Annotated in this window: 22 protein-coding genes and 1 riboswitch; of the genes, 11 read left to right on the forward strand and 11 right to left on the reverse strand. The window is 63.5% G+C overall.

From position 1 onward, the window contains the following. The first annotated feature begins 107 nt into the window (after positions 1-107). Positions 108-1307 carry an MFS transporter gene (locus tag MUU55_RS23865; RefSeq protein WP_244763286.1) on the forward strand — a complete coding sequence of 400 codons (1200 nt, stop codon included), beginning with the start codon at positions 108-110 and terminating at the stop codon, positions 1305-1307. A 72-nt stretch (positions 1308-1379) separates the two neighbouring features. On the opposite strand, the gene MUU55_RS23870 is transcribed toward MUU55_RS23865, so the two are convergent. Both MUU55_RS23870 and MUU55_RS23875 read right to left on the reverse strand, forming a co-directional pair. Beyond that, positions 1380-2663 carry an NAD(P)/FAD-dependent oxidoreductase gene (locus MUU55_RS23870; RefSeq protein WP_244763287.1) on the reverse strand — a complete coding sequence of 428 codons (1284 nt, stop codon included), beginning with the start codon at positions 2661-2663 and terminating at the stop codon, positions 1380-1382. A gap of 119 nt (positions 2664-2782) precedes the next feature. Then, positions 2783-3679, reverse strand: a complete 897-nt coding sequence (locus tag MUU55_RS23875; protein WP_244763288.1) for a LysR family transcriptional regulator — start codon at positions 3677-3679, stop codon at positions 2783-2785. Between the two features lie 117 nt (positions 3680-3796). Between MUU55_RS23875 and hglS the strand changes: the two genes are divergently transcribed. The 4 genes from hglS to MUU55_RS23895 are packed head-to-tail and all read left to right on the forward strand — an operon-like array spanning position 3797 to position 9424. Continuing rightward, complete coding sequence (gene hglS, locus MUU55_RS23880; RefSeq protein ID WP_244763289.1) at positions 3797-5194, forward strand: 2-oxoadipate dioxygenase/decarboxylase HglS; 1398 nt, start codon at positions 3797-3799, stop codon at positions 5192-5194. An 11-nt stretch (positions 5195-5205) separates the two neighbouring features. After that, positions 5206-6624, forward strand: coding sequence for an FAD-binding oxidoreductase (locus MUU55_RS23885; RefSeq protein WP_244763290.1), 1419 nt, complete (start codon positions 5206-5208; stop codon positions 6622-6624). Between the two features lie 21 nt (positions 6625-6645). Beyond that, complete coding sequence (gene amaB / locus MUU55_RS23890) at positions 6646-8169, forward strand: L-piperidine-6-carboxylate dehydrogenase (RefSeq protein ID WP_244763291.1); 1524 nt, start codon at positions 6646-6648, stop codon at positions 8167-8169. Between the two features lie 22 nt (positions 8170-8191). Beyond that, complete coding sequence (locus tag MUU55_RS23895; RefSeq protein WP_244763292.1) at positions 8192-9424, forward strand: pyridoxal phosphate-dependent aminotransferase; 1233 nt, start codon at positions 8192-8194, stop codon at positions 9422-9424. Positions 9425-9585: 161 nt separating this feature from the next. Here MUU55_RS23895 and MUU55_RS23900 read toward each other — a convergent pair whose 3' ends face one another. Continuing rightward, a complete protein-coding gene (locus MUU55_RS23900; RefSeq protein ID WP_244763293.1) occupies positions 9586-10686 on the reverse strand; it encodes a saccharopine dehydrogenase family protein in 1101 nt (366 codons plus the stop codon). Positions 10687-10798: 112 nt separating this feature from the next. Here MUU55_RS23900 and MUU55_RS23905 point away from each other — a divergent pair, with 112 nt between their 5' ends. Then, positions 10799-11239 carry an Lrp/AsnC family transcriptional regulator gene (locus MUU55_RS23905; RefSeq protein ID WP_244763294.1) on the forward strand — a complete coding sequence of 147 codons (441 nt, stop codon included), beginning with the start codon at positions 10799-10801 and terminating at the stop codon, positions 11237-11239. A 72-nt stretch (positions 11240-11311) separates the two neighbouring features. Here MUU55_RS23905 and MUU55_RS23910 read toward each other — a convergent pair whose 3' ends face one another. Continuing rightward, positions 11312-11488: a hypothetical protein gene (locus MUU55_RS23910; RefSeq protein ID WP_244761384.1), complete on the reverse strand. Its 177-nt coding sequence runs from the start codon at positions 11486-11488 to the stop codon at positions 11312-11314. 162 nt (positions 11489-11650) lie between these two features. Beyond that, positions 11651-11757, forward strand: a riboswitch (TPP riboswitch). Between the two features lie 39 nt (positions 11758-11796). On the opposite strand from MUU55_RS23910, the gene thiB reads away from it, so the two are divergent. From thiB to MUU55_RS23930, 4 genes are all read left to right on the forward strand, one after another. Beyond that, complete coding sequence (gene thiB, locus MUU55_RS23915; RefSeq protein ID WP_244763295.1) at positions 11797-12804, forward strand: thiamine ABC transporter substrate binding subunit; 1008 nt, start codon at positions 11797-11799, stop codon at positions 12802-12804. Positions 12805-12816: 12 nt separating this feature from the next. Continuing rightward, the gene (thiP, locus tag MUU55_RS23920) at positions 12817-14436 is read left to right on the forward strand and encodes a thiamine/thiamine pyrophosphate ABC transporter permease (RefSeq protein ID WP_244763296.1); all 1620 of its coding nucleotides are present in this window, start codon (positions 12817-12819) and stop codon (positions 14434-14436) included. Next, on the forward strand, positions 14429-15148 hold the full coding sequence (gene thiQ, locus MUU55_RS23925; RefSeq protein ID WP_244763297.1) for a thiamine ABC transporter ATP-binding protein: 720 nt from the start codon (positions 14429-14431) through the stop codon (positions 15146-15148). Before thiP ends, thiQ begins: the two co-directional genes overlap by 8 nt. Before the next feature lie 283 nt (positions 15149-15431). Continuing rightward, positions 15432-16868 carry a M48 family metalloprotease gene (locus tag MUU55_RS23930; protein ID WP_244763495.1) on the forward strand — a complete coding sequence of 479 codons (1437 nt, stop codon included), beginning with the start codon at positions 15432-15434 and terminating at the stop codon, positions 16866-16868. Between the two features lie 184 nt (positions 16869-17052). Here the strand turns inward: MUU55_RS23930 and MUU55_RS23935 are convergent, their stop codons facing one another. From MUU55_RS23935 to MUU55_RS23955, 5 genes are all read right to left on the reverse strand, one after another. Then, positions 17053-17913 (reverse strand): RNA polymerase factor sigma-32, encoded by an 861-nt coding sequence (locus MUU55_RS23935; protein ID WP_244763298.1) that lies wholly within the window; start codon positions 17911-17913, stop codon positions 17053-17055. Between the two features lie 254 nt (positions 17914-18167). Then, entirely contained in the window at positions 18168-18737 is a 570-nt protein-coding gene (locus tag MUU55_RS23940) for a CarD family transcriptional regulator (RefSeq protein WP_117371285.1), read from the reverse strand. A 369-nt stretch (positions 18738-19106) separates the two neighbouring features. Then, positions 19107-19445 carry a ferredoxin FdxA gene (gene fdxA, locus MUU55_RS23945; protein ID WP_244763299.1) on the reverse strand — a complete coding sequence of 113 codons (339 nt, stop codon included), beginning with the start codon at positions 19443-19445 and terminating at the stop codon, positions 19107-19109. A gap of 172 nt (positions 19446-19617) precedes the next feature. Continuing rightward, on the reverse strand, positions 19618-20031 hold the full coding sequence (locus MUU55_RS23950; protein ID WP_244763300.1) for an RNA-binding S4 domain-containing protein: 414 nt from the start codon (positions 20029-20031) through the stop codon (positions 19618-19620). 3 nt (positions 20032-20034) lie between these two features. Next, positions 20035-23091, reverse strand: a complete 3057-nt coding sequence (locus MUU55_RS23955; protein ID WP_244763301.1) for a helicase-related protein — start codon at positions 23089-23091, stop codon at positions 20035-20037. An 85-nt stretch (positions 23092-23176) separates the two neighbouring features. Between MUU55_RS23955 and MUU55_RS23960 the strand changes: the two genes are divergently transcribed. Then, positions 23177-24448, forward strand: a complete 1272-nt coding sequence (locus tag MUU55_RS23960) for a CBS domain-containing anti-phage protein (RefSeq protein ID WP_244763302.1) — start codon at positions 23177-23179, stop codon at positions 24446-24448. 21 nt (positions 24449-24469) lie between these two features. Here MUU55_RS23960 and thpR read toward each other — a convergent pair whose 3' ends face one another. Together thpR and MUU55_RS23970 are read right to left on the reverse strand one after the other, a co-directional pair. Beyond that, the gene (gene thpR / locus MUU55_RS23965) at positions 24470-25051 is read right to left on the reverse strand and encodes an RNA 2',3'-cyclic phosphodiesterase (protein ID WP_244763303.1); all 582 of its coding nucleotides are present in this window, start codon (positions 25049-25051) and stop codon (positions 24470-24472) included. Positions 25052-25132: 81 nt separating this feature from the next. Continuing rightward, on the reverse strand, positions 25133-25777 hold the full coding sequence (locus MUU55_RS23970; protein ID WP_244763304.1) for an arylesterase: 645 nt from the start codon (positions 25775-25777) through the stop codon (positions 25133-25135). Positions 25778-25787 lie beyond the last annotated feature (10 nt).

A 25787-nucleotide genomic window follows, 5' to 3' on the forward strand; every position in this document is an offset into this window, starting at 1 on the left:
GGCCCACTTGCGTAAGAAATGGACCTCAGCACAAAAGCAGGCCGCCCGCAACCCTTGTATGGAAACGACAAATCGCGCCGCTTGCGGCGAACATTTCGAGGCTCCCCATGTCGACAGTCGTCCCGGCCGCGCCGTCCCGCGCCGCCACCACCACCTATTCCATCATCGTCGCGGTCAGCGCCTGCCACATGCTGAACGACATCATGCAGTCGCTGCTGACGTCGCTCTATCCGCTGCTCAAGGAAAACTACGCGCTCGATTTCGTCCAGATCGGCCTCTTGACCATGGCCTTCCAGGTCACGGCATCGCTGCTGCAGCCGGCTGTCGGCCTCGTCACGGACCGTTGGCCAATGCCCTTCTCGCTGCCCGTCGGCATGGGCAGCACCTTTGTCGGCCTCATCATGCTGGCTTACGCGCATTCCTTCCCGGTTCTGGTCTTCGGTGCCTGCCTGATCGGCCTGGGTTCAGCGATCTTCCATCCGGAATCCTCGCGCGTCGCGCGCCTTGCCTCGGGCGGCCGCCATGGCCTTGCGCAGTCGCTGTTCCAGGTCGGCGGCAATGCCGGCTCGGCGCTCGGGCCGCTGCTCGCCGCCTTCATCGTGCTGCCCTTCGGCCAGACGAGCGTCGCGTGGTTCTCGGCGGTCGCTCTCGTCGGCATGGTCATCCTGACCTGGGTCGGCAACTGGTATGCCGGCGAGCGCCGCTCTTCGGCCGGTCGCCCCGCTGCCAGCCGCACGCTTCCCCTGCCGCGTGGAAAAGTCGCCTGGGCGCTGGCCGTGCTCGTGCTGCTGACCACCACCAAGAACGCCTATCTCGCCAGCATTTCGAGCTATTTCACCTTCTACACCATCGAGCGCTTCGGCCTCGACGTGCAGCAGGCGCAGCTGATGCTGTTCCTCTTCCTCGGTGCCTCGGCGGTCGGCGTCTTCCTCGGCGGCCCCATCGGCGACCGCTTCGGCACGCGCTTCGTCATCTGGTTCTCGATCCTCGGCGTCATTCCCTTCGCGCTAATGCTGCCCTATGCCAACCTGTTCTGGACAGGCGTGATGACGGTGATGATCGGCCTGATCTTCTCCTCGGCCTTTTCCAACATCGTCGTCTTCGCGCAGGAACTGGTACCGGGCCGCGTCGGCATGATCGCCGGCATCTTCTTCGGCTTCGCCTTCGGCGCCGGTGGCCTGGGTGCCGCTTTGCTTGGCGGCGTTGCCGACAGCCACGGCATCGACTTCGTCTTCCAGGTCTGCTCGTACATGCCGCTGCTCGGCATCCTCACGATCTTCCTGCCGCGCCTGCCGGCCAAGCACTGAGCCATTTGCCTCCAGCAAACGAAAACGCCCGGCAGCGATGCCGGGCGTTTTCGTTTGGAGCATTTTGCTTTTTTAAAGCCGCGCGCCCGCGAAATGGGCGATCTGGGCGCCGAGTTCGTAATAGCCTTCGCGCGCCGAGCGGAAGGACTGGGCCTCTGGGTCGGTGACCGGCAGCGGCAGGTCCTTTTCGGCGATTGCGCCGGAAATCAGTTCGGCCAGCGTGCGGCCGAAGACGGTGCCCGGCGCAATGCCGCGGCCGTTGTAGCCGGAAAAGCCGATGACGTTTTCGGCGAGGCGATGGAAGCGCGGCAGGTTGTCGGTGGTCATACCGATCTTGCCGTACCATTCCGCCTCGAAGGCGACATCGCCGATGGCGGGGAAAAGCTTCTTCAGCGCGCGACGTGCCCAGGCCTTGTGGATGCCGGTGCCGGTGCCGCGCAAGGCGCCGACGCTGCCGAACACGAGACGGCCACGCTTGTCGAAGCGGAAAGACGTCAGCACTTCCTTGGTATCCCAGGCGCCCTGCTTCTCGGGCAGGATCTTCGCCTGAAGCTCCGGCGAAAGCGGCACCGTGGCGAAGTTGAAATAGGGCAAGTGCACGAGCTCGGCGCGCACCTCGTTCCACGGCGCCACCGTATAGGCATTGGTCGCGACCACCACCCAGTTGGCCGTCACGGAACCGCGGGCGGTGTTGACCGTCCAGCGTTTGCCGTTGCGCTCCGCACCCGTCACCGGGCTTGCCGTGAAGACCTGTGCACCCGCCGCAATCGCCGCGCGGGCAAGGCCGCGCGCATAGGCGAGCGGCTGGATCGTGCCGGCGCGCATGTCGAGAAGCGAACCGGCATAGGCATCCGTACCGACCTTGACCGCGGTTTCCGCCGCATCGAGCAAACGCACCGGCGCACCACGGCGCGCCCACTGTTCGGCGCGCTGCTTCAGCTCGTCGAGACCGGACTGGCCGACGGCGCAATGCAGGGTGCCGACCGGGTTGATCTCACAATCGATGGCGTGTTTCGCGACAAGGTCGAACACGGCGCGGGGCGCATTGCCGAGCAGTTCGAGCAGGCGGCTGCCATGCAGGTCTCCCAGAACGCCCGGCAGCTCGTCCGGCATCACCCACATGCCCGCATTGACGAGACCGACATTGCGGCCTGAGCCGCCATAGCCGATTTCGGCGCCCTCCAGCAGGATGACGCGCGTGCCGCGCTCGGCGAGATGCAGCGCCGTCGAAAAACCGGTGTAGCCGCCGCCGACGATGACGACATCCGCCTCGGCCTTGCCCGAAAAGGCGACCGTTTCAGGGGCAGGCGGAGCGGTCATCTCCCAGAGGCCATGGGAGCGCGGGTCGTTGAGCATGGTGGTCTGTCTTTTCGGAATAGGAGGAAAGTCGCCGCACAATCGGCCATGCGGCCCGCCGACTAAAGCAAAAAATCAGAACGGGGTCATGCCCCGTCCGCATGATCGGGCGCTCGACCCTACGCCGGAACCTGCTTGGCAATCCAGGCGCGGAACGCCTGGCTGAGCGGGTTTTCCAGCTTGCCCTCGGGCACGACGAGATAATAGCTGTTCTCCGTCTCCATCGGCCGGTCGAAGACCAGCGCAAGACGGCCACTCTCAAGCTCCTGCTCGATGAGATACTGCGGCAAGAGTGCGAAACCGAGGCCGGCAACCGCCGATTCGATAACCATGGAGAACTGGTCGAAGCGATGGCCGCGATAGGCCGTATCCGCCGAAGCACCGTTCAGCTCGAACCACTGCGCCCACAATTTCGGGCGCGTCGCGAGATGGAGCAACGGCGCTTTTTCCAGATCCTTGGGGTCGGTCAGATTCCAGGATTTCAGTAGGTCCGGGCTGGCCGCCGGCAGGATGATCTCGCTGCAGAGATAGGAGCAGGCCGCGCGCGCCCAGACGGGCTGGCCATAGTGGATCGCGAGATCGAAATTCTCTTCGTCGAAATCGAACGGCGCGGAACGCGAGGCGATGTTGATGATCGTGCCGGGGTTTTCCGCGAGGAAGCCGGGAATGCGCGGCGTCAGCCAGCGGCTGCCGAAGGTCGGCAGCGTCGCGATGGCGAGGCTGTGCTCGGAGGAGGCGGACGCCATGGCCCGCAGCATGGTCTCTTCCGTTTGGTGCAGCAACTTGCGCACCTCCGGCAGAAAACGCCGGCCGTCGTCTGAGAGCACCACGCGCTGGCGCACGCGCTCGAAGAGCAGCACGCCGAGCTGCTCCTCAAGGTCTTTTATCTGGCGGCTGACAGCGCTCTGCGTGAGGTTCAGCTCATGCGCGGCCTGCGTGAAGGAGCCGTGGCGCGCGGCGCATTCGAACGCTTGCAGCGTGGTGACGTCAGGGATCAGCCTTCGACTGAGCTTCATTCTTTCCTCGCATCAACATAGTCAGAACGGTCGCAATCGCTTGGGGAAACGATCCAGTATGATCCGTTTTGAGAATGAACAGGGCCCTCCCACCCTTGTAAGATGAGACCGCTTCCCATGAAAGCAAATTCGTACGTTTCCGCCGACAAGATCCGCTCGGATTTCTCCGCCGCCATGTCCGCCATGTATCGCGACGAGGTTCCGGCCTATGGCACGCTGATGGCGCTGGTCGCCAAGGTCAACGACGAGACGCTCGCCGCCGACCCGCACCTGAAGACGCGCCTCGAAGCCACCGATTCTCTCGATCGCATCTCGGAAGAGCGCCACGGCGCCATCCGCCTCGGCACGCCCGAAGAACTCTCCATGATGCGTCGCGCCTTCGCCGTCATGGGCATGTTTCCGGTCGGCTATTACGATCTCTCGACGGCCGGCGTTCCAGTTCATTCGACCGCCTTCCGTCCGGTCGGCGCCGCAAGCCTCAGCCACAACCCCTTCCGCGTTTTCACCTCGCTGCTGCGTCTCGACCTGATCGCCGACGAAGCGCTGCGTGAAGAGGCAGCGGAAGTGCTGGCCGCCCGCAAGATTTTCACCGATGAAGCCGTCCGGCTGGTCGAGAAGGCCGAGCGTGACGGCGGCCTCGATGTCGCCGATGCCGCCCGTTTCGTGACCGAAGTGCTCGAAACCTTCCGCTGGCACGACCATGCCATCGTCAGCACGGACATGTACAAGCGCCTGCACGATGCGCATCGCCTGATCGCCGACGTCGTCTCCTTCAAGGGCCCGCACATCAACCACCTGACGCCGCGCACGCTCGATATCGACAAGGTGCAGGCCCGCATGCCGGAAGAAGGCATCGCGCCCAAGGCCATCGTCGAGGGGCCGCCGACCCGCAACTGCCCGATCCTGCTGCGCCAGACCTCGTTCAAGGCGCTGGAAGAGGCCGTGTCCTTCGTAGGCAGCGACGGCAGCTGGCAGAAGGGTTCGCACACTGCCCGCTTCGGCGAAATCGAACAGCGCGGCGTGGCCGTGACGCCGAAGGGCCGCGCGCTCTACGACAAGCTCCTGAACGACACCCGCGCCCGTGTACGCCCGGCCGCCGACGGCTCCAATGCCGCCGAATACGAGGCTGCACTTGCCGATGTCTTCAAGACCTTCCCCGATACGTGGAACGGTATTCGCCAGGCCGGCCTCGGCTATTTCCGTTATTCGCTGACGGAAAAGGGCCAGTCCGTCACCGGCCGCAACGCCGATCTGGAAACCGCCATCGAAGCCGGCCTCATCCAGTTCGACCCGATCGTCTATGAAGACTTCCTGCCGGTCAGCGCCGCGGGTATCTTCCAGTCGAACCTCGGTGACGACGCGACGCAGGATTTCGTCGCCAGCCCCAACCAGGTGATGTTCGAGCGCGATCTGGGCGCGACGGTTCTGGATGAATTCGCCCATTATGCCGGCATCCAGCGCGCCTCGCTTGAAATGTGCCTCGGCATCGTCAACATGGCGGCCGCCGCGGAGTGACGGACGAAAGCATGATCGAGGCAAGCCACATCGAGGTCTTGAAAAGCCTGCTCGGCGAGAAGGGTCTTCTCACCGAGCCTACCGATCTGGCCGCCTACGAGATCGGCGCGCGCTACGACAAGGGCCGCGCCGCCTTCGTCGCGCGTCCGGCAACGACCGCCGAGGCCTCTACTGTCGTCGCCTACTGCGTGAAGAACGGCATCGCGCTCATTCCCCAATCCGGTAATACCGGCCTCGTCTCCGGCTCGACGCCCGATGACAGCGGCAGCCAGGGCATTCTGAGCCTCGACCGCCTGACCGCCCCCTTCGCGCTCGACCGCGTCAACCGCACCATCAAGGCCGGCGCAGGCGTTCGCCTCTCCGACCTCAACGGCAAACTCGAGGACACCGGCCTGTTCTTCCCGATCGACCTCGGCGCCGACCCGCGCCTCGGCGGCATGATCGCGACGAACACCGGTGGCTCACGCTTCCTGCGCTACGGCGACGTGCGCCGCAACACGCTGGGTCTTACGGTCGTCCTTGCCGACGAGACCGGCACCGTGCTCGACCTGTCCTCGGATTTGCGCAAGAACAATACCGGCGTCGACTGGAAGCAGCTGTTCATCGGCACGTCGGGCGCCTTCGGCATCGTCACCGAGTGCGTGCTGAATCTCGAGCCCGCGCCGAAACAGTCGGCGACCGCACTGCTCGTCCCCTCCTCGCCCGCTGAGGTCGCGACGCTGCTGGTTGCCATGGAAGATGCGCTCGGCAGCTATCTCTCGGCCTTCGAGGGCATGTCCGGCAATGCCATCAGCGCCGCGCTCGACCACGTTCCCTCGCTGCGCAATCCCTTCCAGGGCGGCATCGTGCCCGATTTCGTCATCCTCGCCGAAATCTCCCGCTCGACCCCGCCGCGTGAGGGCGAGCAGCCGCTCGATGCGGTGCTGGAAGAGGTTCTGGCCGCCATCTGGGAACGCGAGGATGCGCCGCTCGCCGACGCCTTCGTCGGCCCGCCGCACGAGATCTGGGCGCTGCGCCATGCACTCTCCGAGGGCGTGAAACATAGCGGGCGATTGATCGCCTTCGATCTGTCCTTCCGCCGGGGTGACATCATGCCCTTCCTCGCCCATATGAAGGCGGACATGCCTGACCACTTCGAAGACGTGACGATCTGCGATTTCGGCCATATCGGCGATGGCGGCGTGCACTTCAATCTCGTCGTCGCCAAGGACGATCCGCGCCTGGCCGATCCCGATTTCGAGGCGGACCTGCGCGAATGGGTCTTCACCGTCGCGGTCGAAAACTTCGGCGGCAGCTTCAGCGCGGAACACGCCATCGGCCGCAAGAACCAGGCCTTCTACGACCAATACACCCCGGAAAAAATCCGCGAGCTGGCGGCCGGGCTGAAAACCATCACCTCGCCGGGTCCGCTCGGCACTATCACCTTCTAATAAACATCAGGGAGATACCCCATGACGAAAGTCGACGTGAAAAAGGAAACCGAGGCCCTTCTCGACAAGCTCGGCGTTGCCCGCGCCCTGTGGCAGGGTGGCGACATGGCCTCCTTCAGCCCGGTCAGCGGCGAAGAGATCGGCAAGCTGAAGACCGTTTCGGGTGCCGAGACCGACAAGGCCATCGATGCCGCCCATGAAGCCTTCAAGGCCTGGCGCCTCGTGCCGGCTCCCAAGCGCGGCGAACTCGTACGCCTGCTCGGCGAAGAGCTGCGTGCTTCCAAGGCCGATCTCGGCCGTCTCGTGTCCATTGAAGCCGGCAAGATCACGTCCGAAGGCCTCGGCGAAGTGCAGGAAATGATCGACATCTGCGATTTCGCCGTCGGTCTCTCCCGCCAGCTCTACGGCCTCACCATCGCCACCGAGCGTCCCGGCCACCGCATGATGGAAACCTGGCATCCGCTCGGCGTCGTCGGCATCATCTCCGCCTTCAACTTCCCGGTCGCCGTCTGGTCGTGGAACGCAGCGCTCGCGCTCGTCGCCGGCAACTCCATCGTCTGGAAGCCCTCTGAAAAGACCCCGCTGACCGGCCTCGCCTGCCAGGCGATCCTCGATCGCGCGCTCGCCCGCTTCGGCGACGCTCCGGCAAACCTCAGCCAGGTCCTCATCGGTGACCGCACCATCGGCGAAGCCCTCGTCGACAACCACAAAGTCGCACTCGTCTCGGCCACCGGCTCCACCCGCATGGGCAAGGAAGTCGGCCCGCGTCTGGCCAAGCGTTTCGCCCGCTCGATCCTCGAGCTCGGCGGCAACAATGCCGGCATCGTCTGCCCCTCGGCCGATCTCGACATGGCGCTGCGCGCCATTGCCTTCGGCGCCATGGGCACCGCCGGCCAGCGCTGCACGACGCTGCGCCGCCTCTTCGTGCATGACAGCGTCTACGACCAGCTCGTGCCGCGCCTGAAGAAGGCCTATACCAGCGTTTCCGTCGGCAACCCGCTGGAAACCTCGGCCCTCGTCGGCCCGCTCGTCGATAAGCAGGCCTTCGACGGCATGCAGAAGGCTCTGGCCGCAGCCAAGGCCGAAGGCGGTTCCGTCACCGGTGGTGACCGCGTTGCCGATGCCGGCAAGGATACGGCCTATTACGTCAAGCCGGCGATCGTCGAAATGCCGAAGCAGGCCGGCCCGGTTCTCGAAGAGACCTTCGCGCCGATCCTCTACGTCATGAAGTATTCCGACTTCGAAGCCGTTCTGGACGACCACAACGCCGTTTCGGCCGGTCTCTCCTCGTCGATCTTCACGCTCAACGTTCAGGAAGCCGAGCGCTTCCTGTCGGCCGACGGTTCGGACTGCGGTATCGCCAATGTCAACATCGGCACGTCCGGCGCTGAAATCGGCGGCGCGTTCGGCGGCGAAAAGGAAACCGGCGGCGGCCGCGAATCCGGCTCCGACGCCTGGAAGGCCTATATGCGCCGCGCCACCAACACGGTGAACTACTCGAAGGCCCTGCCGCTCGCCCAGGGCGTCTCGTTTGACATCGAATAAGGGCGATATCGAGTAAACCGCTATGAATAACCAGACCAAGATAGAGGAGGCGGGCTTTCAGCCCGCCTCGCGCATCGCCGCCATCGGCGTCTCAAAAATCCTGCAGATCGGCGCGCGCGCCTCTGTCATGAAGAAGGAAGGCCTGCCGGTCATCATCCTCGGCGCCGGCGAGCCTGATTTCGATACGCCCGACAACGTCAAGGCCGCCGCCAAGGCTGCCATCGACCGTGGCGACACGAAATACACCGCCCTCGACGGCACCCCGGAGCTGAAGAAAGCGATTTCCGAGAAGTTTCGGCGCGAAAACAACGTCGACTATGCCGTCGACGAAGTCACCGTCGCGACGGGCGCCAAGCAGATCCTGTTCAACGCCTTTATGGCGACGGTCAATCCGGGCGACGAGGTCATCATCCCGACGCCCTACTGGACCTCCTATTCCGACATCGTGGAGATCTGCGGCGGCGTGCCGGTGCTGATCCCCTGCGATGCCGAGGCCGGCTTCCGCCTGAAGGCCGAGCAGCTGGAAAAGGCGATCACGCCGAAGACGCGCTGGGTACTGTTCAACTCGCCGTCGAACCCGTCGGGTGCCGCCTACAGCGAGGCCGACTACCGTCCGCTGCTCGACGTGCTGCTGAAGCACCCGCATGTCTGGCTGATGGTCGACGACATGTACGAGCACATCGTCTATGACGGCTTCAAGTTCGTGACCCCCGTCGCCATCGAGCCGCGCCTGAAAAGCCGCGCGCTGACAATCAACGGCGTCTCGAAGGCCTATGCCATGACCGGCTGGCGTATCGGCTATGCCGGCGGCCCCAAGGCGCTGATCAAGGCCATGGCCGTGATCCAGAGCCAGGCGACCTCCTGCCCGTCCTCCGTCAGCCAGGCCGCTTCGGTCGAAGCGCTGAACGGTCCTCAGGCGTTTTTGAAGGACCGCCAGGCGAGCTTCAAGCACCGCCGCGATCTCGTCGTCTCGGCCTTGAACGCCATCCCCGGCCTTGCCTGCCGCACCCCGGAAGGTGCCTTCTACACCTTCTCCGGTTGCGCCGGCGTGATCGGCAAGACGACGCCCAAGGGCAAGCGCATCGAAGCCGACAGCGACTTCACGGATTACCTCCTCGAAGACGCCAACGTCGCCGTCGTACCCGGCTCCGCCTTCGGCCTCTCCCCCTATTTCCGCATCTCCTACGCCACGTCGGAAGCGGAACTGACGGAAGCGCTGAAGCGCATCGCTGACGCCTGTGCCAAGCTCGCCTGAGCCCCGCAAAAGACAATCCGGCAAAAGAAAAGGGGCCTCGAAAGAGGCCCCATTTTTATGTGTCCGCGCCTTCTGGCGTTCTCTGCTTCCCCGCAGCCTTGGGCCACAGATGCGAAAACGCCCCGGTCTTTTCAGCCGGGGCGTCGAAGGTCTTTAAAGGATCAGGCGGCGTGGGCGCCGCGGTTTTCCTGGGCGTAGTAGTGACCGAAGCGGTTCGCGAGGAAGGCGTCGAGGGCGATTTCTTCCTGGCGGACGAAACCTTCGGCGCGCAGCGAGCCATCGGCCAGCATGTCGAGCACGGCGCAGATCGAGCCTGCGGTGGTGATCTGGATGGCGGAATGCAGGGCGCCGGCGACCGGGGCGCTGTAGACCTTGTTGGCGTAGGTTTCCTGGATCAGTCGGCCGTTCTTGCGGCCCGAAACGGTCACAAAGATGATGACGACGTCCTGCGTGGTGGTCGGCAAGGCGTTTTCGAAGATGTCCTTGAGGACTTCGCGGCGATGACGCAGGCCGAGGTCGTTCAGGAGCGCCTTCATGATGGCGGCGTGGCCGGGGTAGCGGATCGTGCGGTAGTTCAGCGTGCGAACCTTGCCTTTCAGCGTCTCGCAGAGCGTGCCAAGGCCGCCCGAAGTGTTGAAAGCCTCGTAGGTGACGCCGTCAAGCGAGAATTCCTCACGCTCTTCCAGCGCCGGAACCTCGATCAGCGCGCCTTCGACGATGGCTTCGCAGGGCTCGATATATTCGTTGATGACGCCGTCCGTGCTCCAGGTCAGGTTATAGTTCAGAGCGTTGGAGGGGTACTGCGGCAGGGCGCCGACGCGCATGCGCACGCTGTCGAGCGTGTCGAAGCGGCTGGCAAGGTCGTTGGCGACGATGGAGATGAAGCCCGGGGCTAGGCCGCACTGCGGAATGAACGCCGTCTTGGCCTTTTCGGCGATGCGCTTGACCTGGCGGGTGGATTCGACGTCTTCCGTAAGGTCGAGATAGTGCACACCGGCGGCGGCGGCCGCTTCGGCAATCGCGACCGTCAGGTGGTAGGGCGCGGCCGAGAGAACGGCGAACTTGCCGGTCAGAAGGGCCTTCATGGCGGCGGCATCGGCGATATCGACGACTGCGGTGGTGACGGCAGCGTGGCTTTCGATGCCGGCAAGCTGATCCTCGGAACGGTCCGCGACGGTGACGCGGTAATCCCCGCTATGAGCCAGCATGCGTGCGATGGTCGAACCGATCTTGCCTGCGCCGATGACGACGATGTCCTTCATGTGATTTCCCTCCGGCATGAATTGATGCGCTTATTTTGAGAGGGAAGACTGTCGATTTAAAGCGCCATATCTGGCATAATCAATCATCGATATCGGCAGAATGACGGTAAAAATGAGCATTTCGACGCTAGGCCCCAAGGATCGCGAACTCCTCGCCATCCTCAGCGAGAACGCCCGCGAGCAGACCGCGACCATCGCCCGCAAGCTGGGGCTTTCCCGCACCACCGTGCAGGCGAAGATCGACCGGTTGGAACGGGACGGGGTGATCGCCGGTTACGGCGTCAAGCTTTCCGACGCTTATGAAAGCGGCATGGTGAAGGCCCATGTCCTCATCACCATCGCGCCGAAGACGCTGGCGCGCATCACCACGGAGCTGCACGCCATCTCAGCCGTGCGCACGCTGCACTCGGTGAGCGGCAGCTTCGACCTCATCGCCGTCGTCGAGGCAGCCTCCATCGCCGAGCTCGACCACCTGATCGACCGTATCGGCGCCATCGACGGCGTGGAACGCACGCTGTCGTCGATCATCCTGTCGACGCGGATAAGGCGATAGCGTTTTTTGCAAGCAAAAGACCTGGATGCAGGGGAACATCCGGGCCTTAGAGGAGGTCAGTGGCAGGGTCGCTTAGCGGCAGACCTTAATGCGTTTGATGACGATGTTGCCGTAGTAGTCGTAGGACTTGATCTTCTTGATGAAGCAGGTGGGCTGGTAGTCGTAGCTGTAATAGCCGGCCTGCGAGGGGGCCGCGAAGGAGACGGCGGCGACGAGGGCAACGGTGGCGGAAACGATGAACTTGCGCATGGGGTCTCTCCTGATCTGTGGTGGGGGATGAGCCTCTCTCATCCGGTGATCTGAAGATCTCATATCCCTGCGCATGCCGCTGTTTCCGATGGAACAGGGCAATCCGCCCGCCTGCACACCCTCCACCCCTTGCGCCGCGACGTTTCCGGGATTATGCCTTTTTTCGCTCTAACGGGGTGCCCGCAGATTTGCGGGCTGAGAGGCCTTGCCGCCAACCCGAAGAACCTGATCCGGTTTGTACCGGCGGAGGGATTAGACGGCACAATCCAGCGCCCTATTCCCGTTTTTGACGAAACAAGGAGGCGCTGATGCGCAAGACCGTTCTTTCCTCCATCACGGCGCTCGCCGTTTCCTTCGCTTTGCCCGCCTTCGCGCAGGAAAAGACGCTGACCGTCTATACCTATGAAAGCTTCGTGTCCGACTGGGGCCCCGGTCCGAAGGTCAAGGAAGAATTCGAGAAGACCTGCGGCTGCAAGGTCGAGTGGGTCGGTGTTGCCGACGGCGTAGAGCTTCTGACGCGGCTGAAGCTTGAGGGTGAAGGCACCAAGGCCGATATCGTGCTCGGGCTCGACACCAACCTGATCACCGAGGCGAAGGCGACCGGCCTTTTCGAGGCGCACGGTCTTTCGCCGGAAGGCCTGACCGTACCGGGCGGTTTTTCCGACGATACGTTCCTGCCCTATGACTACGGCCACTTCGCCGTCGTCTACGACACCGAGACGGTAAAGACCCCGCCGACGAGCCTGAAGGAACTGGTCGAGGGTGATCCCGCGCAGAAGATCGTCATCGAGGACCCGCGCACCTCTACGCCGGGCCTCGGCCTGCTGCTCTGGGTGAAATCCGTTTATGGCGACAAGGCCGGCGAGGCCTGGGGCAAGCTGAAGAACCGCGTGCTGACGGTCACGCCCGGCTGGTCTGAGGCCTACGGCCTGTTCACCAAGGGCGAGGCGCCGATGGTGCTCTCCTACACGACGTCGCCGGCCTATCACGTGATTGCGGAAAAGACCGAGCGCTACAAGGCGGCCGCCTTCTCCGAGGGCCACTATGTGCAGATCGAGGTTGCCGGCCTGACGCGCACCTCTGACGACAAGGATCTTGCCCGCCAGTTCCTGACCTTCATGACCGGCCCGGATTTCCAGTCGATCATTCCGGAAACCAACTGGATGATGCCGGCCGCCAAGACGAAGGACCCGCTGCCCGCCGCCTTCGATACGCTGGTGAAGCCGGAAAAGACCTTCCTGGTGCCGTCGGACGAGGTCGCCGCCAACCGCAAGGCCTGGATCGACGAATGGCTGGCCGTGATGAGCGCCAAGTAAGGAAGGCCTGACATGTTCGCCCGCGCGGAACGACGGACATTGCGTGTCGCCGGGGGGCTTGCCCTCGGCTTCGTGCTGGTCTTCGCGGGCGCTGCGACGGCGGTGCTGCTTGCCCATGCGGGCGGCAGCGGCGCCCCGCTCTTCGATGCCTATACCTGGCGGGTCGCGCAGTTCACGCTGATGCAGGCTACGCTCTCGACGCTCCTGTCGGTCGTGCTCGCCATTCCCGTCGCTCGCGCCTTGGCCCGCCAGCGGACCTTTCCGGGCCGTGTGTGGATCCTCAGGCTCTCCGTCGTGCCGCTCGGCCTGCCGGCGCTGGTGGCGGCGCTGGGCATCATCGAGATCTGGGGCCGGCAGGGCGTCGTCAACGATCTCCTGCGGCTCGGCGGGCTGGAAAGCCCGGTCAGCGTCTATGGTCTTGCCGGCATCCTGATCGCCCATGTCTTCTTCAACATGCCGCTTGCCGCGCGATTCCTGCTGGCGGCCCTCGACCGCATTCCGCCGGAATATTGGCTGACCTCGGCCAATCTCGGCATGGGCAGCGGCGCGACCTTCCGGCTTATCGAGTGGCCGGTGATAAGGCGCGTATTGCCGGGTATTGCCGGCCTGATCTTCATGCTCTGCGCAGCAAGCTTCACCGTGGTGCTGACGCTCGGCGGCGGGCCGGCGGCGACCACCATCGAGGTGGCGATCTACCAGGCGCTGCGCTTCGATTTCGATCCGCAGCGCGCCGTGCTGCTGTCAGGCCTGCAGATCGCCGTCACGGGCGTGCTGATCTGGCTGCTCTCGCTGTTCGCCCGCCCGCCGGAAGAGGGCATGACGGCGGGGCGGGATATCCGGCGCTTCGACGGCCGGCGGCGTCGCCTGTCCGACGGCCTCATTCTGCTCGTCTTCACGCTTTTTACCGCCGCACCGCTTGCCGCGACGCTCGTCTCCGGCCTTTCGGCCGATTTCGGCCGGCTGACGCTCGATCCGCTGCTGCATCGCGCACTTGCCACGAGCCTTGCCATCTCCTTCGCCTCCGGCTGCCTCAGCCTCGCCATCGCGCTGCCCATCGTGCTGGTGCCGCGCCTGGCGGAGATGGGCAATGCGGGGCTTGCCACGCGGCTGATGGCGCGGGCGCTGCCGGCGACGGGGTCGCTGATCCTGCTGGTGCCGCCGGTCGTGGTGGCGACCGGCTGGTTCCTGATGCTGCGCACCTTCGGCGAGACCGGGCGTTTCGCGCCCGTCATCATCACCGTCGTCAATGCGCTGATGGCGCTGCCCTTCGTGGTGCGCGTGCTGGAGCCGGCCTACAGCACGCACCTGACACGCACCGCCCGGCTTGCGCTCAGCCTCGGCGTCACCGGTATGCATCGCCTGCGATGGATCGACTGGCCGGCGCTGAAAAAACCGTTCCTCACCGCCTTCGCCTTCGCCATGGCTCTGTCGCTCGGCGATTTGAGCGCCGTCGCGATTTTCGGCGCGGAAGGCTTTGCGACGCTGCCCTGGCTGCTGTTCTCGCGCATGGCGAGCTACCGCACGGCGGATGCGGCGGGCATCGCGCTTATTCTCGGCGTGATATGTCTTTTGCTGACGCTGCCCTCCACAGCCGCCGAGCGCCCAACCGAAAGCCCGTCCGCCGATGCCTGATGCCGCCATTCGCCTGACTGACGTGACCGTGCGTTTCGACGAGAAGCGGCTCGCCTTCGATTGCGCCATTCCGGCAGGTGCGGCCGGCGCGGTGGCAGGTCCCTCGGGCGCGGGCAAATCGACGCTGTTTAACGTCATCGCCGGTTTCCAGAAACCGACGTCGGGCAGCGTCACGCTGCTCGGCGAGGACATGGCCGGGCGCGATCCGGCCGAGCGGCCGGTCTCGATCATCTTCCAGGACAACAATCTCTTCGCCCATCTCACCATCGCCGACAATGTGGCGCTCGGCATCCATCCGGGGCTGAAGCTCGATGTTGCCCAGCGTCAAAGCGTGTTTGCAGCGCTTTCGCGCGTCGGGCTCGGCGGCTACGAGCGGCGCCTGCCCGGCTCGCTCTCCGGCGGCGAGCGGCAGCGCGTGGCGCTGGCCCGCGCGCTGGTGCGCCGCCGGCCGATCCTGTTGCTCGACGAACCCTTCGCCGCGCTCGATCCCGCCATGCGGGCGGATATGGCGCGTCTGCTGTCGGAGCTACGCGCGGAGACGAAGAGCACCATGCTGTTCATCACCCACCAGCCTGACGATATCCGCCGGCTCGCCGAGCAGGTGATGTTCCTGGAAGCGGGCGTGATCCTGCTGGACGAACCGGCACGCGACTTCCTGTCCCGGCGCGAGCCGCCGGCAGTTGCAAAATTCCTCGGCCACACCACCATTTAGCCGGAAGAGTTGTCTTTCGACGGGATGTTGCGCCACAATTTGGACGCCCACCTGTGTCACCGGAGCCACAAGGGAACCGTTTGTCGACCAGGGAGTTGCCGGCCGGGTGTGGTGCGTCTATCTCATCCCTATGAAGACGCGAATTTTTGCACCTGCGCTGCACCTTAGGGCTGCAAGGCGGGCGTGAACCCATCAAGGGGCGTGGGCAAGAGAGATGGCGAAGGTAACGCAGGCAGCTGCAACGGTATCCGGGCGCGGGGTTTTGAGACCCATCGCGGCGCTGATGCTTGCCGGCACGCTGCTGGCCGGCTGCCAGTCGATCATCGAGCAGACTTACGAGCCGACGATCTCGCCGTCCTCCAATCCGCAGATCGTCGACGAGGTGCAGAAGAACGATCCGCGCGCCCAGATGGGGGCCCGCGAGCATCCCCGCATCGTCGCGAGCTATGGCGGCGAATACAAGGATGCCAAGACGGAGAAGCTCGTCGCGCGCATCACCGGGGCGCTGACGCTCGTTTCGGAAAACCCGAACCAGTCCTACCGCATCACCATCCTGAATTCGCCCGCGATCAACGCCTTCGCGCTGCCGGGCGGCTATCTCTATGTGACGCGCGGCCTGCTGGCACTCGCCAATGATGCCTCGGAAGTCGCGGCCGTGCTGTCGCACGAAATGGCGCACGTGACGGCCAATCACGGCATCGAGCGGCAGAAGAAGGAAGAGGCCGAGGTCATCGCCAGCCGCGTGGTGGCCGAAGTGCTCTCCAGCAACATTGCCGGCAAGCAGGCGCTGGCGCGCGGAAAATTGCGGCTCGCCGCCTTCTCGCGCAACCAGGAACTCCAGGCCGACGTGATCGGCGTGCGCATGCTGGGCGAAGCCGGCTACGATCCCTATGCGGCCGCGCGCTTCCTCGATTCCATGGCGGCCTATGCCCGCTTCACGGCTGTTGATCCCGACAACGACCAGAGCCTCGACTTCCTGTCTAGCCACCCGAACGCGCCGCAGCGCGTGGAGCTGGCCCGTCTGCATGCCCGCGCCTTCGGGGCGGAAGGCACGATCGGCGATCGTGGCCGCGACTATTATCTCGCTGGAATCGACGGCCTGCTCTACGGCGATGCGCCGGAGGAAGGCTATGTCCGCGGCCAGACCTTCATGCACGGCAAGCTCGGCATCCGCTTCGACGTGCCCAACGGTTTCCAGATCGACAACAAGGCCGACGCGGTTCTGGCGACCGGTCCGGGCGATGTCGCCATCCGCTTCGACGGCGTGGCCGACAGCCGCGGGCAGGACCTCGTCAATTACATTTCTAGCGGCTGGGTGACCGGCCTGAAGCCGGAGACGATCCGCCCGATTTCGCTCAACGGCCTTGAGGCAGCGACAGCCAGGGCGGCTGCCGACCGCTGGGAATTCGACGTCACGGTCGTGCGCATCGACAAGCAGATCTACCGCTTCCTGACGGCCGTGCCGGCTGGCTCCAAGGCGCTGGAACCGACGGCTGCGATCCTCAAGAGCTCATTCCGCAAACTGACGCCGGCCGAAGTCACCTCGCTGAAGCCGTTGCGCGTCCGCGTCGTGACGGCCCGCGCCGGCGATACGGTCGCCTCGCTGGCTGGCCGCATGATGGGCACCGACCGCAAGCTCGATCTCTTCCGCCTCATCAATGCGATGACGGCGACGAGTACGGTTCGTCCGGGCGAAAAATTCAAGATCATCAGCGAGTGAGGAACGTCCGTTAGGGTGTGTCGTGCCGCGTGGATCCTCGGGTCAAGCCCGAGGATGACGGAGGGTAGGAGACGGCTCCTACCTCTCTAACGATACAGACAATGGAAGCGGCGCTTTGGGCAGTAACCTCTCCCACGTCATCCTCGGGCTTGACCCGAGGATCCATTCGCCGCCGTAAAATGCCTCAGGCGTAGGCGAAATCAGTCGTCTTGCTGACCAGCACGGCCTTCAGCTTTTCCAGCGCGCGGTTTTCGATCTGGCGCACGCGCTCCTTGGAAATTCCGAGCACGGTGCCCAGCTCCTCCAGCGTCGCGCCGTTCTCGGCAAGCCGGCGGGCGCGAATGATCTTCATTTCGCGTTCGTTGAGTTGCCCGAGAGCGGCGTGCAGCCAGTGGTGGCGGCGTTCGCCGTCGATGCTGTCCTGCGCCTGCTCGTCGGGCAGCGGTGCGTCGCTGGTCAGGAATTCCATGCGGCTCGACCCCTCGCCGTCACCGGCGGAAACAGGGGCTTGCAGGGAGATGTCCGACGAAGAGAGGCGCGCGTCCATGGTGCGCACATCGGCGGTGCTGACGCCGATCGCGGCGGCGATCTCCTGATGCATCGCCTCGCTGGTGAGATAGCTATCGCCGCGGGCGAGGCGGGCACGAAGCCTGCGGAGATTGAAGAAGAGGGCTTTTTGCGCCGAACTCGTGCCGCCGCGAACGATCGACCAGTTGCGCAGCACGTAATCCTGAATGGAGGCGCGGATCCACCAGCTGGCATAGGTCGAGAAGCGGACCTGCCGCTCCGGCTCGAAGCGGGCGGCGGCTTCCAAGAGGCCGATATAGCCTTCCTGCACGAGGTCGCCGAGAGGAAGGCCGAAGTTGCGGAACTTGCCCGCCATCGAGACGACCAGGCGCATATGGGCCATGGCGATGCGGTTGCGGGCTTCCTGATCCTTGTTGTCTTTCCAGGCCAGGGCCAGGGCCTGTTCCTCGTCGCGCTCCAGATAGGGCGCGGACATGGCAAGCTTGATCATGCGGCGGTCTGCGGTCGTCGTAGCCATGGCGTCTCTCCACGTAAGCCGAACCGGCTCAGGGAGGCGCACGCCCGCCCTGTCGCCCTTGAGAGAAGACGTTTCAGGAAGGATGGCAAATGCCCAAAAACGGATTTCGGGCAAAATTCGTGGCGGCACCAAGGTGCCGCCCCCCTCTCGGAAGCGGTCGTTCTCGGCACCACAACGGGGAAGATGCAAAAAAGTTCCAATAAAAAACCCGGCTGTTGCCAGCCGGGCTTTAAAAGTTTGGACGCCGCCCTAGATCAGGCCGCCTCGTCCTGGCTATCGTCTTCTTCGATGGCCTTGCCGCGCTTCGGACCCTTTGCAAGGTTCGTCTCGACGAGGCGGACAGCTTCGGTTTCCGACATCTTGTTCACAGCGGCGATTTCACGGGCCATGCGGTCGAGGGCGGCTTCATAGAGCTGGCGCTCGGAATAGGACTGCTCCGGCTGGTTTTCAGCGCGGTAAAGGTCACGGACCACTTCGGCGATCGAGATCAGGTCGCCGGAATTGATCTTGGCATCGTATTCCTGCGCGCGGCGCGACCACATGGTGCGCTTCACGCGGGCCTTGCCCTGGACAACCTTCAGCGCACGCTCAACGAAATCGGTCTCCGACAGTTTGCGCATGCCGATGGAAACGGCTTTGGCAACCGGCACCTTGAGGCGCATCTTGTCCTTTTCGAAATCGATGACAAAAAGCTCGAGCTTCATGCCCGCGACTTCCTGCTCTTCGATGGCGACGATCTGGCCAACGCCGTGAGCGGGATAGACGATCGACTCGCCGGTCTTGAAGCCATGGCGCGTGGAGGATTTCTTCTGCTGGGTCGTCATTCTGTTCAAATACTCCCTGTTACGCTCCCGGCGGGGGCCGGGTGGGTCCGAGGACCCGGGAAAGACGGGGGGCACCGTTGCGGTGTCACCACTCTGGTCCACCCTCCATGCGCAAAAAAGGTCCCCGGCGACGCGTTCACATTTGAGCAACCGAAGTTGCCTATGGGAGGTGAGCGACGTTGAGGGATCGTTTGCTTTCGTGGTGGTGTTCGGGCACGCAAAATGCCGCGATTTGGATCAGTATCCGGACCCTACCACAAAAAAGTGCCGAAATCAATAATTTGCTTCGCATGGGTCATCAAGCCTGTCCCATCGCCTTTTGACGAGGACAGGCTTTTTTCCCCAGATCGCTGTCGCCGGTGGCGAAGCTCAGTCGCCCTTGCCGGGGTTCGGCGAGAAGAACTGCTCGTACTTGTTCTCGACGCCGTCCATTTCCTTGGCCTCGGGCATAGCATCCCGCTTGACCGTGATATTGGGCCAGATCGCCGCGAATTCCGTGTTGATCTTCAGCCACTTGTCGAGGCCCGGCTCGGTGTCCGGCTTGATCGCCTCGGCGGGACATTCCGGCTCGCAGACACCGCAATCGATGCATTCGTCGGGATGGATGACGAGCGTGTTCTCGCCCTCATAGAAACAGTCGACGGGGCACACTTCCACGCAGTCCGTGTACTTGCAGCGGATGCAGTTGTCGGTCACGACATATGTCATGAGGAACTCCAGAAACGTCACGAAGCGGGCGGTTGCTCACGGTCGCCTGGGTGGCCGACCGGAACGAAAAACCTCACCCGCGCAAGGCCTATCCGGTGGTGGAGGTAAAGGCTTTGCAGGCGCTTGGCAAGCGCAATAGATGCGCCTTTATGTCCTCGCGAGGTATAGAATTCTAATCCTCGTCGTCGCCGGGGCCGCCATGCAGCCGATCAATCTCGCGGCGCTCGCGTTTTGTCGGTCGCCCGGTGCCACGTTCGCGCGTCGCCTGCGCAAAAATAGTGCGCTCCTCGCGTGGAGGCTGAGGCGGCGTCATGTCGTGATAGAGCAGGCGGGCTTCCTCATAGGGGCCGCGCCGTTCACCCGGCAACAGCACCTTCACCACCATGTCATGACGGTCGAGCGACAGCACGATCACGTCGCCCGGCCGCACCATATGCGAGGGCTGGCGGATGGCAAGATCGTTGATCCTTACATCGCCCGCTTCGACGGACTTTGCCGCAAGCGAGCGGGATTTGCGCAGGCGCGCGAAGAACAGCCACTTGTCGATGCGCTGGCGCGCGGCGGGCTGTTCTTCGTGTCGCGTCATGCCTTACTTCTTCAGCTGCTCCTTGAGCGCTGCGAGCTTTGCGAAGGGTGAATCCGGATCGATCGGCTTTTCCTTGCGGGGCGGCCGGGCCTCGAACTTGGCCTGCTGCGGCTTGGCCGAACGGTCGTTGCGCTCACCGCGATTATCGCCACGGTCCGGGCGGTTACCGCCCTGCGGCTTTCCGTCGCGGCCACCCTTGCCCTGATCCGGACGGCCACCACGGCCGCCATCACGGCGCTCACCACGCTCGCCCCGTTCACCGGCCTGCTGGCCACGGTTGCGGTCGCCGCCACGGCGTTCGCCCCGATCCTGACGTTCACCCTGGCGTTCGCCACCTTGGTGACGCTCGCCGCCGTGGCGATGACCGCCCTGGCGCTGGTTGTCGTGACGCGAGCCCGGACGCCAGAGCAGCACGGGCTTGGCTTCGACCGCTTCGCCTTCGGCGACGGCTTCCACCGCTGCCGGGGCGTCCACGGTTTCAGCAGCGGGCGCATCGGCGGGTGCGGCCGAGGCTTCGCTTTCGTCCGATGCGTCGGCATCGTGTTCGTCGGAGGTTTCCGCAGCGGCTTCCGCCGGGGTTTCCGTAGCGGCGGCGGCCGGAGCCTGCGCGGCGAGGAAGGCGGCTGCCTCTTCCGGCTTCACGCTGTCGGCACGGTAGCCGAGACCCTTGAGGATCTCTTCCATGTCGTCGGGCGTTGCGCCGAGGATGGAGAGCATGGCGGTCGTCGCGGTGAAGCGGCGGCCATCATAGGCGCCGTCCGGGCGCGTCGTGCCCGGCTTCCACTGAAGAAGCGGACGGATGAGGTCGGCGAGGCGCTCGAGGATATCGATGCGCACGGCGCGTTTGCCGAGGAACCGGAAGCCGGCGAGCTTGTAGAAGGCGCGCTCGAAGCTCGGATCCGTGACGACGGAGGTGCGGCCGGCGGCAAGCACCGGGATCAGGTCGCCATAACCCGGCTTGTCGAGGCCGTCATTCTTCAGCGCCCAGAGCAGCGTGATGAGTTCGGCCGGAGCCGGCTTCAGGAGTGCCAGCATGAAGATGTGGTAGGCGCCGAAGCGGATGCCGTGCTTGCGCATGGAGGCGCGGGCATCCTGGTCGAGCGTCTTGACGTCATCGGCGACATCACGGCGGAACAGCACGCCGAGATTTTCGACCAGCTGGAAGGCGAGGCCCTTGGCGAGGCCCTGCAGGTCTTCCGCGCGCGAAAGGTCGTCGAGCGGCTTGAGGACCGTCGCGATGTGATGGTTCACGAAACGCTCGATGCGGGCGGCGACGTGGTCGCGCGCATTGCCTGTCAGCTGCTCATCGGAGAGCAGGATGACGCGCGGACGCATGATGTGATCGGACGCGGCAAGACGGGCGACGGGATCGCCGAGCCAGCGCACGGTGCCGTCGGAGCCCAGCGCGAGATCGCCGTTGCCAGCCGCATGCAGGCGCGCAGCGCGGGCTTCGAACTCCAGCGCGAGCGCCTTCTGCGCGGCAGCCTGCACGGCCTTCGCGTCGGGACCTTCCGTTCCGGAGACGAGCGTGAACCGGAAACCGGCCAACTGCCCGACATGATGTCCTTCCACGAAGACATCGCCATTCACACTGATTTCAGCTTCCAACATTGCATTCTCTCTCAGGCGCTTCATGAGCACAGATGTCCTGCGATCAACAAAGCGTTTCGTCAACCGTTCATGTAACGCATCGGACAATCGGTCTTCGATTTCCCGCGTCTTTTCCTGCCAGTGTGTCGGATCGGCAAGCCAACCGGGCCGATTCGACACATAGGTCCAGGTCCTTATCTGCGCGATTCGCGCCGAAAGCGTGTCGATTTCGCCATCGGTACGATCCGCGCGGCGGACCTGATCTCCCATAAAATCCTCGTTAACCGTGCCACGCTTTACGAGATCCGCATAGAGCGTCGAAATAAGATCGGCGTGCTGGGCGGGCGTGATGCGGCGGTAATCGGGAAGCGCGCAAGCCTCCCAGAGTTTTTGCACGCGCTCCGGCGTCGTCGCAAGGTCGCGGACATCGGGATAGCGCGAAAGGTGTTCGAGCGCCTGCTGGTCGACGGCCGGCAGGGCGCGCGTCAGGCCGGCAATCGGCGGGGCGGCTTCGAGCGACAGGCGCAGCGATTGCAGCGAGGAATAGTCGAAGCGGGTCGTGCGCCATTGCAGCACCTTCACCGGATCGAACTGGTGCGTCTCGATGCGCCTGACCAGCTCGTCGTCGAAGGGATCGACACGGCCCGTCACGCCGAAGGTGCCGTCGCGCAGGTGGCGGCCGGCGCGGCCGGCGATCTGGGCAAGTTCGGCGGGGTTCAGGTTGCGGAACTGATAGCCGTCGAATTTGCGGTCCTGCGCGAAGGCGACATGGTCGACGTCGAGGTTGAGGCCCATGCCGATCGCGTCAGTGGCGACGAGATATTCGACATCGCCCTCCTGGTAGAGCGCGACTTGGGCATTGCGGGTCCGCGGCGAGAGCGCCCCAAGCACCACCGCGGCCCCGCCGCGCTGGCGGCGGATGAGCTCGGCGATGGCATAGACCTCGTCGGCGGAAAAGGCGACGATGGCGGTACGCTGCGGCAGGCGGGTGATTTTCTTCGAGCCGGCATAGAACAGCTGCGAGAGACGCGGGCGCTCGATGACGTGGATACCGGGCAGCATTTGCTCGAGGATCGGCTTCATCGTGCCCGCACCGAGCAGCAGCGTCTCGTCGCGGCCCCTCAGGTGCAGCACCCGGTCGGTGAAGATATGGCCGCGTTCGAGATCGCCGGCGAGCTGCACCTCGTCGATGGCGACGAAGGAGGCGCGCGTTTCGCGCGGCATCGCCTCCACCGTGCAGACCGAGAAGCGCGCCATATGCGGCGTGATCTTCTCCTCGCCGGTGATGAGCGCCACATTGTGCTGCCCGACCTTGTCGACGAGCCGCGTGTAGACCTCGCGCGCAAGAAGGCGCAGAGGCAGGCCGATAATGCCCGTCTCATGTGCCACCATGCGCTCGATTGCGTAGTGGGTCTTGCCCGTATTGGTCGGGCCGAGCACCGCGGTGACCCCGCGGCCGCTCAAGATCATGGGTGCTTGCGACAAGTCACGCCCCGGCTGTTTCAACGCTTACCGAACACGTTCGGCAGGCAACAGATGCCCATCGAGGCAGGGAATGGCAAGGGGGGATGGCGACGAAACGCCGATTGGAGCTGCTCCTGTCCTCTGCGTTTCTATTGTCCTGCGTTCTCCGGCCTCTCTTTTGAAAACCTTCTTCGCCCGGCCCCTTTCTCTGGAGCTTTTGATATTCCTTAAACTCCAGGTGGTAGTTCTGAGTCTCAGCGAGCCTATCAGCAGGTCTTGTGTTTCTTATCGCTCTTATTTGGAAATCGGGGTGGCGATGTCTTCGAACAGTGAGCTGAATACAGTCTTGAAGGACCTGAAAAGCGGCAGGACAGCAACACCCGTTACGATAAGAACATTTCTATCCTGGTTCGGAATGCAGCGTCGTACCGCCTCGAATGTGGATTATATAAACAATCAACTGAAGCTAACGGGAATTCGCACAGTACCCAGTTACCTCGATATCTGGGTCGATACGCCCATTACGTTCGAATTGATTTCTCAACACAAAAACGAAAACAAACCAGTTAGCGCTTCCGAGAATTCCGTCGATGCAATCGACGCTCCGGCTGAAAATAAATCGCCCGACGATCCGTCTTTCCGTATCGGCAAGATCGAATCGGCGAGAAATTTGCCCGTTAGCGTCAAGCCCAATGCGACCTTGCAAGAAGCCATCACCATCATGCTTGCAAGAAACTTCTCACAATTGCCGGTTATGACGACCGATCGCGAGGTTAAAGGCGTCATAAGTTGGGAATCGATTGGCAGGCGCTATGTGACGAGCGGGAGCGGGAGCGAGGTTCAGCATCATATGGACGAGGCGCATGAGATTTCGGCGACGGCATCTCTATTCGCAGGCATCAAAATCATCATGGATCATGGGTATGTGCTGATACGGTCGCCAGATAAGAAGATATCGGGAATCGTGACCTCAACGGACATAACGCGGCAGTTCGAGGAAACGAGCACACCATTTCTGTTGCTGGCGGAGATAGAGAACAATCTTCGGGCTTTGATAAGCAACAAGATAACCATAGACGATATGAAGGCCTCGTGCGCAGAGGAGTTTCTTCCAAAAAACCTGAAAAGCGCAAACGATCTCAGTTTCGGCAATTATGTAAGGATTCTTGAGAACGAGAAAAACTGGATTAGCCTCAACCTAAAGCTCGACAGAGTAACTTTTTGCGAAGAGCTGTCGAGAGTGAACGCTATAAGAAACGACGTCATGCACTTCGATCCTGACCCTCTCACGGAAGAAAATCTCTCGACATTGAGAAATGTCGCAAAAATGCTCGATCTGTTCCGAACGCTGAAAGCCTTTTAGCCGACCTGGATGCCAGATCGATTAGACCGGATGGTCATGCAAATCCGCGCCATCCCAGCTCGCGCCCGATTCGTAAAGCGGGAAAACTTCCTCGGTGACATAAGGCCCGCCGCCGACCGATTCCTTCGAAGACATCAGCACGAAGCGGTTCACCGTGAAGGGGTTGGTGTAGAAATTGCCGCGGCCGGTGAGGTAGTGGGCGACATCCTCGGGGCGGACGTTGCGCAGGCGCGCCAGCGTGACGTGCGGCGTGAACTTGCGTGGATCGGCCGGCAGGCCAAGGCGCTGGCAGATGCGCTCGATTTCCGCCTGGAGGGCATACATGTCCGGCGCCGGCGTCACGCCGGCATAGATGGAATGCGGCTTCTTGGAGCCGAAGGAGCCCATGACCTGGAGCGTGAGCTGGAACTCAGGGCGCTCGATGCGATCGAGCTTGTCGACCACCTCGTCGGCGGTGCGGCCGTCGATATCGCCGATGAAGCGCAGCGTGATGTGGAAATTCTCGACGTCGATCCAGCGGGCTCCGGGAAGACCGCCCCTCAGAAGCGAGAGGCTCATCGCCGCGTTGCGCGGCACTTCGAGGGCAACGAAAAGTCTCGGCATGGCGACTTCTCCCGACTGGAATTACTGTCAGCGAATCATGCGACGCCTTTTTAGGCAACCCTTATTTCGCACCCGCAAAAACTATTCCCCGGCCATGACGGATTTGAGAAAGGCTTCCGCGGTCGGCAAAATCCTTGCGACCATCACGTCCACGCCGGCCGGATTGGGGTGCATGCCGTCATCGATCTGCAGGTCGGCCTGGGCGGCGACGCCATCCAGAAAGAACGGATAGAGCGCAACGCCGTGCTTTTCGGCCATGCGCTGGTAGATGCCGTTGAAGCGCTTTTCGTAGTCCGCACCCATATTGGGCGGCGCGAGCATGCCGGCGAGCAGCACGGCAATGCCGCGCGCCTTCAGCCGCGTCAGCATGGCGTCGATGTTCTTTTCCGTCTCCTCCGGCGCGATGCCGCGCAGCGCATCGTTGGCACCGAGTTCGAGAATCACGCCCTTCGTACCGTCAGGCACCGACCAGTCGAGCCGGGCAAGGCCGCCGGAGCTGGTATCGCCGGAGACACCGGCATTGGCGATCTCGACGTCATATCCCCTGGCCTTCAGCGCGGCCTCCAGCTTCACCGGAAAGGCATCGGAGGCGGGCAGCTGGTAGCCGGCCATCAGGCTGTCGCCGAAACCGACGAGCTTGATCGGTTCGGCCCAGGCCGCACCTGCGGATAACAAAGCTGTGATTGCAAGTGAGACGAAAAAGCCGAGCGCCGCTTTAAACGACATGATGCTGATC

This window comes from Shinella curvata (genome assembly GCF_022899935.1).
In the GTDB taxonomy this organism is placed as follows: Bacteria; Pseudomonadota; Alphaproteobacteria; order Rhizobiales; family Rhizobiaceae; genus Shinella; species Shinella curvata.